This window comes from Glycomyces sp. MUSA5-2 (assembly GCF_037034145.1).
Lineage (GTDB): Bacteria > Actinomycetota > Actinomycetes > Mycobacteriales > Micromonosporaceae > Glycomyces > Glycomyces artemisiae.
The window spans coordinates 853,761-869,090 of sequence record NZ_JBAGKG010000001.1; the positions used below are offsets into that span (position 1 = coordinate 853,761).

At 72.6% G+C, this 15,330-nt stretch carries 12 protein-coding genes and 1 pseudogene; 8 read left to right on the forward strand and 5 right to left on the reverse strand.

The window, feature by feature from the left end; genetic code table 11:
- Positions 1-200: 200 nt before the first annotated feature.
- Positions 201-3,539 (reverse strand): S8 family serine peptidase, encoded by a 3,339-nt coding sequence (locus tag WA640_RS04050; protein ID WP_335986199.1) that lies wholly within the window; start codon positions 3,537-3,539, stop codon positions 201-203.
- Positions 3,540-4,021: 482 nt separating this feature from the next.
- Positions 4,022-4,780 carry a hypothetical protein gene (locus WA640_RS04055; protein ID WP_335986200.1) on the reverse strand — a complete coding sequence of 253 codons (759 nt, stop codon included), beginning with the start codon at positions 4,778-4,780 and terminating at the stop codon, positions 4,022-4,024.
- Positions 4,781-4,821: 41 nt separating this feature from the next.
- Between WA640_RS04055 and WA640_RS28770 the strand changes: the two are divergent.
- Positions 4,822-5,943, forward strand: a pseudogene (locus WA640_RS28770) (DNA recombination protein RmuC); the annotation flags it as partial.
- On the opposite strand, the gene WA640_RS04065 reads toward WA640_RS28770, so the two are convergent.
- Positions 5,941-6,903 (reverse strand): 4-hydroxy-3-methylbut-2-enyl diphosphate reductase, encoded by a 963-nt coding sequence (locus WA640_RS04065; RefSeq protein WP_219926932.1) that lies wholly within the window; start codon positions 6,901-6,903, stop codon positions 5,941-5,943. The pseudogene WA640_RS28770 and the gene WA640_RS04065 sit on opposite strands and share 3 nt — an antisense overlap.
- A 125-nt stretch (positions 6,904-7,028) precedes the next feature.
- Between WA640_RS04065 and xseA the strand changes: the two genes are divergently transcribed.
- On the forward strand, positions 7,029-8,258 hold the full coding sequence (gene xseA, locus WA640_RS04070; protein WP_442904683.1) for an exodeoxyribonuclease VII large subunit: 1,230 nt from the start codon (positions 7,029-7,031) through the stop codon (positions 8,256-8,258).
- On the forward strand, positions 8,255-8,467 hold the full coding sequence (locus tag WA640_RS04075) for an exodeoxyribonuclease VII small subunit (protein ID WP_106366123.1): 213 nt from the start codon (positions 8,255-8,257) through the stop codon (positions 8,465-8,467). Before xseA ends, WA640_RS04075 begins: the two co-directional genes overlap by 4 nt.
- A 192-nt stretch (positions 8,468-8,659) precedes the next feature.
- Here WA640_RS04075 and WA640_RS04080 read toward each other — a convergent pair whose 3' ends face one another.
- Entirely contained in the window at positions 8,660-9,250 is a 591-nt protein-coding gene (locus WA640_RS04080) for a DUF4245 family protein (RefSeq protein WP_335986209.1), read from the reverse strand.
- A 229-nt stretch (positions 9,251-9,479) separates the two neighbouring features.
- Between WA640_RS04080 and WA640_RS04085 the strand changes: the two genes are divergently transcribed.
- From WA640_RS04085 to WA640_RS04105, 5 genes are read left to right on the forward strand one after another with little or no spacing between them, the layout of a single operon-like run.
- Positions 9,480-10,367, forward strand: coding sequence for a carbohydrate kinase family protein (locus WA640_RS04085; protein WP_335986535.1), 888 nt, complete (start codon positions 9,480-9,482; stop codon positions 10,365-10,367).
- 53 nt (positions 10,368-10,420) lie between these two features.
- Positions 10,421-11,398: an L-histidine N(alpha)-methyltransferase gene (egtD, locus tag WA640_RS04090; RefSeq protein ID WP_335986210.1), complete on the forward strand. Its 978-nt coding sequence runs from the start codon at positions 10,421-10,423 to the stop codon at positions 11,396-11,398.
- A gap of 40 nt (positions 11,399-11,438) precedes the next feature.
- Positions 11,439-12,035: a histidine phosphatase family protein gene (locus WA640_RS04095; protein WP_335986212.1), complete on the forward strand. Its 597-nt coding sequence runs from the start codon at positions 11,439-11,441 to the stop codon at positions 12,033-12,035.
- Positions 12,036-12,068: 33 nt separating this feature from the next.
- Positions 12,069-12,437, forward strand: a complete 369-nt coding sequence (locus tag WA640_RS04100) for a hypothetical protein (RefSeq protein ID WP_335986215.1) — start codon at positions 12,069-12,071, stop codon at positions 12,435-12,437.
- 28 nt (positions 12,438-12,465) lie between these two features.
- Positions 12,466-13,158, forward strand: a complete 693-nt coding sequence (locus WA640_RS04105; protein WP_335986217.1) for a lysoplasmalogenase — start codon at positions 12,466-12,468, stop codon at positions 13,156-13,158.
- Here WA640_RS04105 and WA640_RS04110 read toward each other — a convergent pair.
- On the reverse strand, positions 13,155-15,296 hold the full coding sequence (locus WA640_RS04110) for a HelD family protein (RefSeq protein WP_335986218.1): 2,142 nt from the start codon (positions 15,294-15,296) through the stop codon (positions 13,155-13,157). The genes WA640_RS04105 and WA640_RS04110 overlap by 4 nt on opposite strands.
- Between the last annotated feature and the right edge of the window lie 34 nt (positions 15,297-15,330).

Sequence of the window (15,330 nt, forward strand, 5' to 3'; positions counted from 1 at the left end):
GGCGGCGCCGGGGCCGTTTGGGTGTGCTGTCCGGAGTAGTGGGTTTGGTGACTATTGACATGTTGGCAGGGGTAGCTCCACTTTGGGGTCCCCAACGGACGTACGCCCCGAAGGCCGGTTGCGGTTGCATTCGATCAGTTTTAGGCACATGGAAAAGCCCCCTGCCGCGGTGCGGCAGGGGGCGGGTGTTCACTCAGGTCTCAGCAGTTCAGCTCCTCCAGGGTGAAGCTCAGGTCGGCGGTGTCGCCGGCCGGGAGCGCGAGGCTCCCGAAGTCGGCGGCGTAGCCGTCCTTGGAGGCGATCACGGTGAAGTCGCCCTCGGGGAACCAGTAGGAGTAGTCGCCGTTGTCGTCGGTCCAGAAGTGGAACCGGTCGCCGTCGGCGCCGCGGACCTGGACCTGGACGTCGCCGAGCGGGACGGTGTCGCCCTCGCAGGTGGCGGCCAGGACCGTCCCGGTGACCTTGCCCTGCTCGGCCGTGGGGACGACGAGCATGGACACGTCCACTGAGGGCGACTCGTTGGGGCTGACGTAGTTCGCCGTCAGCGTCGCCGTGTAGGTGCCCGGCTGGTCGACGCCCGCCGCCGCGGTGGCGCTGGTCTTCACCGTGACGGTGACCGTGGCCCCGGCGGGGACGGTGACCGCGTCGACGCTCGTGGTGAGCCACGAGGTGTCGCCGGGGTAGCCGTAGCCGAGGATCGCGAAGCCGCCGTCCGAGACCGAGAACGTGACGTCGCCGTCGGCGGTCCCGGTGTTGGTGAGCCGCAGGCGGGTCGACCAGGTCGCGCCCTGCTGGACGTAGGTGCTGACCGAGGTCGCCGAGATGCTGATGTCCGCCACGCCGATCGCGAAGTCCGCGGTCGTCACGGCGTCGGGGACGATCGCGACGTCTTCGGTGGAGGAGCCGTACTCGGCGACGACGGCCTTGAACTCGCTCGGGCCCGTGCCGGGCGCGAACGTCCAGTAGGAGCCGTCCTCGTCCGTGACGGCCGAGTAGCCGGACGCGGTGTGGGTGACGGTGGCGCCAGCGAACGGTTCGCCGGACTCCAGGTCGGTGACGGTGCCGCGCACCAGGCCGCCCTCGATGGCGGTGCAGTCGCGGGAGGTGCCGACGAACACGTCGTCGATCTCCCACCACCACGCCCACGTGGTGTTGTCGTTGTAGTGGAACTTCACCTGCGCGGCGGTGGAGTCGGCCCACTCGGACAGGTCGATCTCCACGGTCTGGTTGCGGGCGTTCGCGGTCGGGGCCCACACGGTCTCCCACGTGGCGCCGGCGTCGGGGCTGAAGAGGACCTCGGCGACGGTGTTGTAGGAGCCCTTGTAGTAGTCGGTCGCGAAGGACAGGACCGGCTCGTCGGCGGCGGACAGGTCGAACACCGGGGAGACGAGGTCGGAGTCGAGGAGCTTCCCGCCCGAGCCCTGCTCGTCGGAGTCGGCGATGGCGAACCCGCCGGAGCCGGGGGTGCGGTTGCCGCGCCCGCCGGGGTCGTCGAACGTCCACGGGTTCTGGGCGCGGTTGACGACGGTCCAGCCCGCGGGGGCCGTGCCGCCCTCGAAGCCGTTGCCGAGGGGCTCGTACCCGTAGCCGGGCGCGGTGCAGTCCTCGGTGATCGGCACTTCGATGACGAGGTCGTTCGCGGAGACGACGCTGGTGGTGACGGTCTGGTAGCCGGGGTAGTCGGCCTCGACCACCAGGTCCCACTCGCCGACCGGGAGGGTCAGCGAGAACTCGCCGGTCAGCGGGTCGGTCGCGGTCGAGACCTCGCCGCCTTCGGTGGAGACGGTGGCCGCGAGGGGCCAGCCGTGGCCGGAGCCGTCGACGACGGTGCCGCTCACGGTGGCCGAGTCGACGGCGGTGAGGACGGGGTCGAAGACCGCGGCCTGGTCCGCTTCGACGGTGACGGTGCCGGTGGTCTCGGCGTACCCGAACTTGTTCACCGTGACCGCGTACGTGCCGGTGGGGACGACGGGGAGCGCGAACGCCCCGTCCTCGCCGGAGGTGGCGCGGCGGGTGAAGTCGCCGGTGAACACCAGGTCGGCGTCGGCGACGGGCGCGCCGTCCTGGTCGGTGACGGTGCCCGAGACCGAGCCGGTGTCGCCGATCGGGGACGCGAGGACCGCCGCGAGCGCGTCGAGCTTCCCGTTGCCCCACACGTTGTTCAGCTCGGCGGTGCCGCCGCACTGGTCGTCGTCCACCGGGACGGCGGTGCCGGTGAGGGCCTCGTAGACGCCCTCGTAGTCGCCGTCGAGTGCCGGTGCGGCCGAGAGGATCAGGGCCACGGCGCCGACGACGTGCGGTGCGGCCATGGAGGTGCCGCTCTTGAGGCCGTAGCCGGTCCCGGGGATCGCGGAGCGGACCGCGACGCCGGGGGCGGCCAGGTCGGGCTTGACCTGCCCGTCGCGGCCGGGGCCGCGGGCGGAGAAGTACGCGATCTCGCCGGCCTCGTCGTAGGCGCCGACGCCGATCACGTTCGGGTACAGGCCGGGCGAGCCGGCCGACTCGCAGCCCTCTTCGCCGTTGTTGCCCAGGGACATCACGGGGATGATCCCGGCGGCGTGCCACAGGGCCACGACGTCCTCGTAGAACGGGTCGTCGACGGAGGCCGTGGTGCCCCACGAGTTGTTGACGACGTCGGGCGCCTTGGACGGGTCGGGGTCGGATCCGTCGGCCTTGGTGGGCGCGGCGATCCACTGCCCGGCGTCCAGGAGCGCGTCGGCGCTGGGGCAGCAACCGTTGACGGCGATCCACTCGGCGCCGGGGGCGACGCCGATCTGGTTCCCGGCGCCGTCGTCGCCGACCATGGTGCCCATGGTGTGGGTGCCGTGGCCGTTGGTGTCGCAGGGGGCGTCCCCGGCGCACGAGTTCGCGACGTCGTAGAAGTTGTAGTCGTGCGTGAAGGTGCCGTCGCCGTTGTTGCCGCGGTACTGGTTCACCAGGGCCGGGTGGTCGTAGTCGACGCCGGTGTCGATCGAGGCGACGACGACGCCGGTGCCGTCGTAGCCGAGGTCCCACACGTCGGGCGCGTTGATCGCGTCGACGCCCCACTCGGTGGCGGTGGTCCCGAAGCCGCTCTCGGGGACGGGGTCGATGAGCTCGTACTCGGGCGCCTGGACGAGGGCGTCCACATTGGCGACCTGCACGAGGTCGGCGACGAGGTCCTTGCCGCCGGTGGTGCGCACGGTGTTGGAACCCCAGTAGGATTCGTAGTCGGCACCGGACTGCTCCAGGAGGTCGATCACGTCCTTCTGCGAGGCCTCGGCGAACTCCTGAGCCGCTGCAACGGCTTCGGAGCCCTTCTCGGTCTTGGTGTCTGCTGCGAGGGCGGGGCTGAAATCGGGGGCTCCTTCGAAGCGCACCCAGATCTCGGCCTCGCCCTCTGACTCGATCGCCGCGAGGAGGTCGGCCGCGGCCTTGTCCTCGATGAGTGCGTCGGTGTCGGACTCGGCGAAGGCCGCGGTACCGGGCATGGCCGATACCAGCAGTCCCGCGGCCGCAGCCGCGAGCGCCCTGCGCCATCGTCGTTGCGGATTCGTCACGACGGCTCCTGTTCTGTTGGGCTCCGGGCGTTGGGTAGTGCCCGGAGTGGGGGGTCGAGCGGCGCCTCGCGTGGATGCGCGGACGCCGACGAGGACACGATTCCAGTCCACAAACGAACGCACAAGGCCCCACTTCGCACGGTTCGGTCACGCCTCGACAGAACTCCGGTAACGCGCCTTTGCGGCGCAGCGGGCGAAGGGCCCGAACCGGGAGTGAGCGGCAGAGCCCCTGAACTCGGGAGATTCCCGCGCAGCCCGGCGGAAGCGGGACGGCGCGGGACGTGAAGTAACGCTTCGTCAACACTCTGGAAACGGAATGTAGACTCGATTGGGTGACCAAGATCACAAACAAGGTTGCACAAAGTCGCTGGGGCGCTTGGGACTCACGTCGAGTAGTGGCCGCATTACCCCTTCTGCACCCCCAGGCACGCGAACGGCCCCCGCCCACGGTGGGCGGGGGCCGGAGCATTCGCGTCGGGAGGCTACTCGAACCCGCCGAAGTCCCCTCCGCCTCCGAAGTCCCCGCCGCCGAAGTCGCCCCCGCCGTAATCGCCGCCACCGTCCGCGGACGCGTCCGCGCCGCCGTCGGCGAAGCCGTCCTGGTAGCCGTCGGCGTACCCGCCTTCGATGGCGCCCATGGAGTACGCGGGCGAGATCATCGCGTCGAAGATCATCATGCCCACGAGCGCGCCGCCCGCGCCCGCCAGCGCGGGCTGCCACCACGGCGTGTTGTACCAGCCGGACGGGACGGGGCGTCCGTCCACAGTGCCGCCCGGGTAGTAGTGGCGGTTCTCGTCGCTCGGGTTCGGCGAGCCGGTGTACCGCCGGCCCTCGACCTCGGCGCTCACCGGCTCGGTGAGCGCGCCGGTGCTGCGGTGGCCGCGCAGCTGCGGGATCTCGGGCCCGGGGTCGAGGTCCATGGCGGTGCGGGCGGCCCGCACGTAGTGGAGGCCCTCGATCGCGGTCTGGGCGGCGAGCCTGTACTGGTGGATCGTCTGCGCCTGCTCGATCTGGGAGCCGGTCGCGGTGTAGCGCTCGCCCGCGTCGGCGAGGGCCTGCGCGGCGGGCAGGTTGTCCCCCGGCGCCACGAGGTTCATCGTCTGGCCGCCGAGCCGCTCGTGCAGGCGGCGGGCCTCGGCCTGCGCGTCGGCCAGCTCGGCCTGGGCGCGCTTCTTGTTCGACTGGACGAGGAAGGCGATGACCAGGATGGCCACCACCAGGAGGGTCAACCACAGCAACATGTACCGACTCTACCTGCGGCCGCCCGCTTAGACTGGCCTCTATGACGTGGGTCCTATTGGCGGCGGTGTGCCTCGCGGCGGGCGGGGTCGGGGGGTGGTTCGCCGGGCGGTCGCGCCAGGCGGCCGAGCTGGCGGCGGCGACGGCCCGCCTGGAGGCCGCCGCGGAGAACGAGCACCGGCTCGAAGCGACCCTGCGGACCGTGGCGTACGAGGCGACCGACCATTCGCGGGAGGCCGTCGGGCAGGTCCTCGCGCCGATCGCGGACACGTTGCAGCGCTATGAGACGCGCCTGGGCGACGTGGAGAAGGCGCGCGTGGACGCGTACGCGCAGCTGCGCATCCAGCTCTCGGGCGTCGCGGACATCTCGGAGGGCCTGCGCGAGCAGACCGGGCGGCTCCTGGGCGCGCTCAGGTCCCCGCAGGTGCGGGGCCAGTGGGGCGAGGTGCAGCTGCGGCGGATCGTGGAGGCCGCGGGGATGGTCGAGCACTGCGACTTCTCCGAGCAGCACACCGGTTCGGTGGACGGGCGCGGCGTGCGCCCCGACCTGGTGGTGCGGCTGTCGGGCGGGCGGACGCTCGTGGTCGACGCGAAGGCGCCGCTCCAGGCGTACCTCCAGGCCCTCGAAGTCGAGGACGAGGCGGCGCGCGACCAGCTGCTGAAGGCGCACGCGAAGCACCTGCGGCGGCACGCGGAGGCCTTGGCGGGCAAGGAGTACTGGCGGGCGTTCGACGACACGCCGGAGCTGGTGGTCCTGTTCGTGCCCGCGGACGCGTTCCTCGACGCGGCCCTGCGCGGGGACCCGCTGCTGCTGGAGGACGCGTTCGCGCGCGGCGTGGTCGTCGCGTCCCCGGCGACGCTCATGGCGCTGCTGCGGACGGTGGCGCACACGTGGCGCCAGGAGGCTCTGGCGCGGCACGCGAAGGAGGTCCACAAGCTGGGCCGCGAGCTCCACGAGCGCTTGGGCGCGGTCGCGGGCCACTTCGCGCGGCTCGGCTCGTCACTGGAGGCCGCGGTCGGGTCCTACAACGCGGCGGTCGCCAGCGTCGAGTCGCGGCTCCTGGTGACGGCGCGGCGCTTCAGCGAACTGGAGGTCGCGGGCGACCCGCCGGAGTCCCCGGCCCCGGTGGTGACGCCGGCGCGGCGCCCGTCCTGGGACGAGTTAGGCGCGGCCTGCGGCGCGGAGGTCGGTGACGAGTTCGCGCGGGAGCTGGAAGGTGATCTTCTCGGTGACCGGCTCGAACTCCTCGACGCTGGTGAACCCGCGCTGGGCGAGGTGCGCGAGGACGTCCTGCACGAGGTTGTCGGGCACCGACGCGCCCGAGGAGAGCCCCACGGTGGAGGCGCCGTCGAGCCAGTCCTCCTGGATCTCGTGCGCGAAGTCGATGAGGTGGCCGGAGCGCGCGCCGTGCTGAACGGCGACCTCGACGAGCCGCACCGAGTTCGAGGAGTTCTTGGAGCCGACGACGAGCATGACGTCGCATTCGGCGGCGATGTCCTTGACGACCTGCTGGCGGTTCTGCGTCGCGTAGCAGATGTCGTCGCTCGGCGGGCTCTGGAGCATCGGCAGTCGCTTCTTCAGCCGGTCGACGGTCTCCATGGTCTCGTCCACCGACAGCGTGGTCTGCGAGAGCCACACCACTTTCTCGGGGTCACGAATCTGGACGCCGTCGACCCCGTCCGGTCCGTCGACGAGCTGGATGTGCTCGGGGGCCTCCCCGGAGGTGCCCACGACCTCCTCGTGGCCCTCGTGGCCGATGAGCAGGATGTCGTAGTCCTCCTCGGCGTACCGGCGGGCCTCCTTGTGGACCTTCGTCACCAGGGGGCAGGTCGCGTCGATCGCCTTGAGGCCGCGCTCGGCGGCCTGGTCGTGGACCTCGGGCGCCACGCCGTGCGCCGAGAACACGACGACGGACCCGTGCGGGACCTCCTCGTTCTCCTCCACGAACACCGCGCCCTTCGCGGCGAGGGTGTCCACGACGTGCCGGTTGTGCACGATCTCCTTGCGCACGTAGACGGGAGCGCCGTAGAGCTCCAGCGCCTTCTCGACGGTCACCACGGCCCGGTCCACGCCCGCGCAGTACCCGCGCGGCTTGGCCAACAACACTCGCTTCGGGTCTGCCACGCCTCGATGGTAACCGGACGCCCGGTTTCGTCACACCCCCCAGTTACTCTGGCCACGTGACCGCCGCAGAGCAGAGCAGCGCAGCCCAGGGCCGGGAGGCACCGGCCGTCGGACCGGGCGCGCCGATGAGCGCCGAGAACCCGTGGCCGCTGCGGGTCGTGTCGAAGAAGATCGGCGACTGGCTGGCGCGGCTCGGGGAGGTGTGGACCGAGGGGCAGATCACCGAGATCAGCCACCGGGGCCGCACGGTGTACCTGACGCTGCGCGACCCGTCCGCCGAGGTCTCGATGCGGGTCGTCGACTTCACCGGCGCGGTCGCCGCGTGCGACCCGCCGCTGCGCGACGGCGCGCAGGTCGTCATCCGGGCGCAGGCGCAGTGGTGGGACAAGAACGGGTCGCTGTCGCTGCACGTGCGCGAGATCCGGCAGGTCGGGCTCGGGGAGCTGCTCGCGCGGCTGGAGCGGCTCAAGAAGCTCCTGGCCGCGGAGGGCCTGTTCGCGGCCGACCGGAAGAAGCCGCTGCCGTTCCTGCCGTACCGGATCGGGCTCATCACCGGCCGCGCCTCCGACGCGATGCGCGACGTGCTGAAGAACGCGAAGGCCCGCCTCCCGTCCGCGGACTTCGAGGTCCGCGAGGTCGCCGTGCAGGGGCCGCGCGCGGTCACGGAGGTGTGCGCGGCGCTCGCCGAGCTCGACCGCGATCCGGACGTCGAGGTCATCGTCATCGCCCGCGGCGGCGGCTCGATGGAGGACCTGCTGCCCTTCTCCGACGAGACGCTGTGCCGGGCCGTCGCCGAGGCCGTCACGCCGGTGATGTCGGCGATCGGGCACGAGCCGGACACGCCGATCCTCGACTACGTCGCCGACTGGCGCGCCTCGACGCCCACCGAGGCCGGGAAGAAAGTGGTCCCGGACCTCGCCGAGGAGCAGCGCGGCCTCAACATCAGCCGCACCCGGCTGCGCCAGGCCCTGAACGCGATGCTCGTGCGCGAATCCGACGCGCTCGCGGCGATGCGCGCGCGGCCGGTGCTCGCAAGGCCCGAGTCGATGCTGGAGGCCCGCTCGGAGGCGGTCGCGAACCTGGTGCACCGCATGCGGTCCCGCGTGGATTCGCGGCTGGAGCGGTCGGCGGACGAGCTGGAGCACCTGCGGGCGCGGCTGCGCACCCTCTCGCCGCAGTCCACACTGGACCGCGGTTATGCGATCGTCACGGACACGGCGTCGGGGGCGGTCCTGCGGGACGCGGCCGACGCCGGGGAGGCCGTGGAAGTGCGCCTCGCGGCGGGCTCGCTGCGCGCGGCGGTCGTGGCGACGACGAACGAGACGGCAACGGACACGAGGGAGGACGACGCGTGAGCGACGAACGGTTGACGTACGAGGAGGCCCGCGCCGAGCTGGTCGCGACGGTGGAGCGGCTGGAGGCGGGCGGGGCGACCCTGGAGGAGTCCCTGAAGCTCTGGGAGCGCGGCGAGGCCCTCGCCGACCGCTGCCAGTCACACCTGGAGGGCGCCCGCGAGCGCCTCAAGGCCCGCACGGAACCCGAAGCGGGAGAAGACGAGGACTGATCGCTGGAGGTCGCCCGTCCGGGCGACATTCCGGCCCCGGGAGGCCGTTCTTGTCGGACCCGCCCGGAAGGATGGGCGCTACCCGTTCCCCGGGTGGGTGGGGGTTAGGGATGGCAGTACTCCTAGCCCACCCGCCCACGCCCTTGGCCCACCCGCCCACGCCCTTCGGGCGGCGCGCGTCTAGAGCCTGTCCTAGGACGCGGCGGCGACACCCGCCGCGAGGTCGTCGAGGTCGGCCGTGCCGTCGGTCTCGGCCGACAGCACGACCGTGGCGCCGTCGATGACCGCGACCCACGCCTCGCCCGAGTCGAGCTCGTAGGAGGCCCATTCGATCCCGGCGGACTCGACGGGCGTCCCGGCGCCGGTGAGGCCCTCGTCGACCTCGGTCGCGTCGCCGGAGGTCTCGGACATCTGGAGGCCGTTGCCGTCCGGCGAGTACCAGCCGGTGCGCAGCGTCGTCACGGTCCCGTCCGCGGCGAGGTGCGTGGAGATCGGCTTCCAGTCCTCCCCCAGCTCCGGCTCGATCGCGGGCAGGCCCAGGCTCGCGGCCGTCGCGTAGTTCTCGGCGGTGTCGACCACGCTCACCTGCCGGTCCTCGGCGAGCCAGCTCCACGCCCAGTAGAACAGGCCGAGCGGCACCAGCAGGACCGCCATCGACAGCGCCATGTCGCGCATCCGCCGCGGCTTGGGCCGCTTGGCCTTCGCGGACTCGGCGTTCGCCTCCGCGGCCGCCAGGGCCTCGATGTCGACCTCTGCAGCGGCCTTGACCTCTTCGCTGGACATGCCCCCATCCTGGACGACCCCGCCGCGGCGCCCCGAGCCGCCCCGCCGCGGCGTGGCCCACGAGGCTCGACCCCGGCACCGGCCCGGCTCCGCCACGGACCCGATGCGGCCGAACCGGGACGCACGCCGCCAACGAGGCGCGAATCCGACTTCCGGGCCCGCCAGGCACTGCAATAACCTTTCGGGCAGCGGCATCGCGCCCGACCGGAAGGAGCCCCCGTTGATCCTCGTGGCAGGCGAGAACGTCATCGACCTCGTGCCCGCGCCCGGCGGCGAGCTCCGCCCCACCTGCGGCGGCGGCCCCGCGAACACCGCCGTCGCCCTCGCCAGGCGCGGCATCCCCACCGCGCTCGTCGGCTCCGTCGGCGGCGACCACTTCGGCCGCCGCGTGTGGCGCCGCCACATCTCCGCGGGCGTGCGCCGCGACTGGCTCCAGCGCACCGACCTGCCCTCGACGCTCGGCCTCGCCGTCGTCAACGGCGACGGCACCGCCCACTACGACTACTGGACGACCGGCACCGCCGACTTCGCATGGGAGGGCCGGGCCCTGCCCAAGCCCGACCCTGGCGCGGTCGACCTCGTCCACTTCGGGTCCCTCGCCGCGTACCTGGAGCCCTCCGCGCGCGCCATCGAGCACTGGGTCAACCGCGCCCGCGGCGCCGTGCCGATCACCTTCGACCCGAACATCCGCCTCAGCGCCATGGGCGAGGCCGCGAAGGTCCGCGAGCGCACCGAGCGGCTCGTGGGCCTGTCCACGCTCGTGCGCGTCTCCGAACGCGACCTCGCCCAGATCTACCCGGGCGTCCCCGTCGACCGGGTCGCCCGCGAATGGCTCGAACTCGGACCCGTCCTCGTCGTCGTCACCCTCGGCGACGCCGGGTCGGTCGCGTTCCACCGCAACCACACCACCGAGGCCACCGCGCCGCCCGTCGACCTCGTCGACGCGATCGGCGCAGGCGACGCCTACACCTCGGGCCTCATCGGCTGGCTCACCTCCGCGGGCTGGATGCGCCTCGACCGCCTCGCGTCCTGGGGCAACAGCACGGTGGTCGCCGCGGCCCTGCGGTACGCGAGCCAGATCGCCGCCCACGCGTGCACCGTCCCCGGCGCGCCCTGAGCCGCGCCGTCCACACGCCGGAAACCCGGACACGAGCGACATAAACTGGACTCGTGCCACACCAGGAACTGCGGATCTGCATCGCCGAGGACGACCTCGACGCCGCGCTGCGCCTCGACGTCGGGCACGGCCTGACCTCGCGGCCCAAGCACCTCCCGATGCGCCTGCACTACGACGGCCGCGGCTCCCGCCTCTTCGGCGAGCTGACGCGGCAGCCGGAGTACTACCAGACCCGCAGCGAGCGCGCCGTCCTGCGCGACAACGCCGTCGGCATCGCCGCCTTCGGCACCGGCCCGGTCTCCGTCATCGAGCTGGGCGCGGGCCGCGCCGAGAAGATCCGCCCCGTCCTCGACGCGCTCGCCGCGGCTGGGCGCCTGGAGGCGTTCTGGCCCTTCGACGTCGCCGAAGGCGAGGTCCGGGACGTGCTCGCGGAGCTGGCGGCGGCCTACCCCGGCGTGCGGCTCGGCGGGATCGTCGGCGACTTCACCCGCCACCTCTCCCAGCTGCCCGACACCGGGGCCGCGCGCCTCGTCGCGTTCCTCGGCGGCACCTTCGGGAACTTCACCGGCCCCGAGCGCGGCCGGTTCCTCCAGGACCTGCGCGAGGCCCTGCGCCCCGGGGACCGGTTCCTCGTCGGCGCCGACCTGGTCAAGGACCCGGAGGTGATCCTCGCGGCCTACAACGACGCCGCAGGCGTCACCGCCGAGTTCAACCGGAACATCCTCGACGTCGTCAACCACCGCCTCGGCGCCGACTTCGAGCCCGCGCACTTCGAGCACGTCGCCCTGTGGGACGGCGGGACCGACACGGTCGACATGCGGCTGCGCGCCATGAAGCCGATGCGCGTCGCCGTCGCGGGCCTGGACCTGGAGGTGTCGCTCGACGTCGGCGAGGAGATCCGCACCGGCATCTCCGTGAAGTTCCACCGCGGCGAGCTGGAGTCGCAGCTGCGCGCCGCCGGGTTCGCGCCCGAGGCGTGCTGGACCGACGAGCGCGGCTACATGGGCGTGTTCCTCGCCGAGGCGGCCTGAACGCGCGTGGCGGCCGCGCCCGGCGGTTAGGGTGGCGGGCATGGGAGAGATCGTGCTCATCCGCCACGGCGAGACGACCTGGTCGGCCTCCGGCCAGCACACGTCCGTGACCGACCTCGACCTCACCGAACGCGGTGCGGCCCAGGCGAAGGCGCTCGCGCCGCTCCTCGCGGGCCGCCGCTTCGCCGCGGTCTGGTCGAGCCCGCGCAAACGCGCCCTGGTCACCGCCGACCTCGCCGGGCTCGACGTCGACGCCGTCATCCCCGACCTCGCCGAGTGGGCGTACGGCGACTACGAGGGCCGCACCAGCGACGAGATCGCCGCCGCGGACCCCGACTGGTCGCTGTGGACCGACGGCGGGAAGGGCCCGGACGGCGAGAGCCCCGCGCAGGTCGCCGAGCGCCTCGACCGGGCGCTCGCCGAAGCCGAACCGCTCCTCGTCCAAGGCGACGTCGCGTTCGTCGCCCACGGCCACAGCCTGCGCGTCGCCGCCGCCCGCTGGCTCGGCCGCCCGCCCCGCGACGGCCGCGACTTCACCATCGACACCGCCTCGATCGGCGCCCTCGGCTACGAGCACGGCGGCCACGCCGTGACCCTCTGGAACCTCACCGCCGAGGCCGTTGCCGCACAGGAATAAGCTGGGCGGTGCACTCGACGAAGGGGCACGCTCATGGATCCGATTCTCGTCTCGATCGCCACCGCCGCAGCCGGGAAGCTCGCCGAGGAGGCGGCCCGCGGCATCGTCGCCGCCGGACGCTTCGTCAAGGAGCGGTTCGGCAAGGACGACGAGCGGGAAGCGGTCCTCATGCGCGCCGAGACCGGCCGCGTCCCCGTCGAGGACCTCGCCGCCGCCATCGAGGAGACCGCCGCCGCCGACCCCGCCTTCCTCGCGCAGCTCGAATCCCTCGCGGGCCGCAAGATCGAAGTGACGCAGGTGAACCAGGCCGGGCAGCAGGTCACGTTCCAGAACAACTTCTACAACGGCGCCCCGAGCAACGTCGTCCAGGGCGAGACGATCAACATCCAGAACCTCGGCTGACCCGCGGCATCAGGTAGCGTCCCGGTCCATGACCGAACCCCTCGCCCGCATCCCCGCCCGCACCTGGCTCCGGGCCTTCGCCGCAGTCCTCGCCGTGGAGCTCCTCGCCGTCGCCTTCGGCTGGGACGCCGTCAGGTGGGTCAGCAAGAGCGCCTTGACGCTCCTGCTCCTCGGCCACCTGCTCACCGCCGTCGCCCCGGGCCAGACCGTCGCCCGCCTGTTCGCGGCGGGCCTGCTGTTCGCCTGCGCCGCCGACATCGCGCTCCTGGTCGACGGCACGCCCGCGTTCCTCACCGGCATGGGCCTCTTCGCGGTCATGCAGGTCCTCTACATCGCCTCGTTCATCAAACTCGACGCGCTCCGCTACTTCGACAGCGGCCGCGTCGTCCTCATCTGCTACTTCGCGTTCTGGGCCGGGCTCATCACCGCGCTGTGGACGAGCCTCGGCCCCCTCGCCGCCCCCGTCGCGGTCTACAGCCTGCTCCTCGTCGGCATGGCCGCCCTCGCCGGAGTGCTCGGATTCTGGAACACCCTGAAGCACCCCCTCGGCTGGGGCGGCCTCCTCTTCGTCGTCTCCGACACCGTCCTCGGCCTCGGCGTCGCGGGCTACGACATCCCCGGCGCGGGCCTCGCCGTCATGTCCACCTACGCCGCGGCCCAGCTCCTCCTGACCCTCGGCGTCATCAGGTTCCTCAAGCGCCGGCGGCCGGCGCAGGTCTAGAGCGGGTCGATCCGCTTGAGGCGCTGCGTGGCCCGCGTGAGGACCACGTACGCGACGCCCGCGCCGTGGGCGGCGGCGACCGCGTCGAGGTCGACGGCGATGACCGCGTCCCATTCGAGGCCCTTGGACTCCAAGGGGCCCACCAGCGTCACGCGGTCGTCGGTGACGACGGCGGCGAGCTCCGCGTGGCGGGCGTAGGGGGCGATGACGCCGACGGTGCCTTCGACGGCGCCGAGGGCTTCGGCGACGGCGCTGGCGAGCTCGGGGAGGAGCGCGTCGGCGTCGACGGACTTGGACTCGACGGGGATGCCGGTCTCGCGCACGGCCTCGGGGAGGTCGATGTTGCGCAGGCGGGGCTTGGCCCACTCGGCGGCGTACTCGAAGACCTCCATGGAGTTCCGGTAGTTCTTCGTGAGGTGGAACTCGTGGATCTTGCCGCGCGGGACGGCGCGGCGGCGGGCGTCGGCCGATTCCTTGGGGCGCGGCCAGCTCGACTGGGCCTCGTCGCCGACGATGGTCCATCCGGCGGCGCGGCCGCGGCGCGACAGCATGCGCCACTGCATGGGCGAGAGGTCCTGGGCCTCGTCGACGATGACGTGCGCGTAGTCCTCGTAGAACGCGTCGCGGGCCTGGCGCTCGGGCCGGTCGTAGAAGCGGTCCTGGGCGGTCGAGACCTCCTGGATGCCGTCCCAGGAGCGGATGCGGTCCCTCCCGCGCGGCTGGGGCTTGACGCCGAGGAGGATGCGGAGCTCGTCGAGGAGCGCCACGTCGGGGATGGAGAAGTCGGTCTCGCGCAGCGACGCGGCGACGGCCTCCACGGACTCGTGCTTGAGGTGCCCTTCGGCGGCGGACGCGAGGCGGCGCGGGTCGCCGGCCCAGCCGAGGACCTCGGCGGGGTCGAGGTCGGGCCACCAGTGGTCGAGGAAGGTGAGGAACTCGCCGCGCGAGCCCACGTCGCGCGAGAACTTCGCGGGCTCGGCGTCGGGGATCACCGGTTTGATCTTGCGCCACAGGGCGATGAGGAGCGCCCGGCCCGCCTCGGTCTTGGCGAGGTTGGGGCGCGGCTCCTTCTCGAAGACGCGGGCGCGGGCGGCGGCGAGGTCGGCTGCGTCGAGGCGGAACACGTCGCCGCGGTAGACCATGCGCAGCTCGTCGGGCGCGTCGGGCGGGGTCTGGCGGACCAGGCGGCGCAGGATCGGCAGCATGACGGTGCCGCCCTTGACGGCCGCGACCTGCGGCAGGTCCTGGCGGGTGGCCTCGACCCCGGCGTACAGCTCGCCGAGGGAGTACAGGGCGGCGGTCTCCTCGCCGAGGCTGGGGAGGACGCGGCCGATGTACTTCATGAACACCGCGGAAGGGCCGACGACGAGGATGCCCGCGGCCTCGTAGCGGCTGCGGTCCTGGTACAGCAGGTACGCGGCGCGGTGCAGGGCGACGACCGTCTTGCCGGTGCCGGGCCCGCCGGTGATGATCGTGGCGCCGCGCCCGGGCGCGCGGATCGCGGCGTCCTGCTCGGCCTGGATGGTCGCGACGATGTCGCGCATCCGCCCGGTCCGCTTGCGGCCCAAGGCGGCCATGAGCGCGCCGTCGCCGATCACGGGCAGGCGGTCGGCGGCGTCCTCGTTGAGCAGGTCGTCGCTGATCTCCTCGACCGAGCGGCCGAACGAGCGGATGACGCGCCGCCGGGCCACCTCCTGGCGGTCGACGGCGGTCGCGCGGTAGAACGGGGCGGCGGCGGGGGCGCGCCAGTCGACCAGGAGCGTGCGGTACTCCTCGTCGCGCACGCCGAGGCGTCCGATGTGGCGGACCTTCCCGTCGTCGAAGTCGAGCCGCCCGAACACGAGCCCTTCGTGTTGCGAGTCGAGGTCGGCGATGCGGCGGGCGGCCTGGTACACGAAGACGTCGCGCTCATAGCGCGCGCCGGGCACGGTGGCGGCGAGGTGGGCGTAGCCGGACTCGCGGTTGCCTTCGGCTTCGCCGCGGAGCACGTCGACCCGGCCGTAGACGCGGTCGACGAACGCCTGCTCGATCGCGATCTCCTGCTCGGGCGTGCTGGAAGGGTCGGGATCGGGCACGGCGTGGGACGTGTCGACGTCCTCCGCCGGGCGTGCGTCGGCGGGGCCTGGTTCCTGGGACACGGCGCTCCTCGCTCGAATTCGGGACGCACCAGCC